The organism is Mesorhizobium sp. Arg314 (assembly GCF_053714275.1).
Genome location: NZ_JBSKBP010000305.1, coordinates 1 through 325, shown reverse-complemented (window position 1 = coordinate 325; position 325 = coordinate 1). Strand labels below are relative to the sequence as shown.

General features: G+C 55.7%; 1 protein-coding gene. It reads left to right on the top strand.

The features are described 5' to 3' along the window. Positions 1-325 (top strand): DUF4403 family protein (locus ACWGS9_RS35610; RefSeq protein WP_454509533.1); only part of this gene is annotated, 325 nt, incomplete at both ends.

Below are 325 nucleotides of genomic sequence, written 5' to 3'. Positions count from 1 at the left end.
GGCAGCAGACGCCCGCAGGCGCCATCGATGTCAAGGTCGACGACGTTGATCTCTATCCTAGCGCTGGCTCCGTCGTGGTTGGCTTGAAGGTACAGGCAAAGCTGCCGGGCAAGTTCCTGAATACGACCGGCTGGGTTTACCTCTCAGGGCTGCCCCGCGTCGAGAAAACTGGAACAGCGATCTCGATCAGTGAATTGCATTTCGCGACCGTGCTGGACAACGCCTTCTGGAAGGCTGCACAATCTCTATTTGAAACCCAGATCCTGGCAGATTTAGAGGCTCATTCGAAAGTCGATCTCAACAAGCAGATCAACGACGCGTCCGA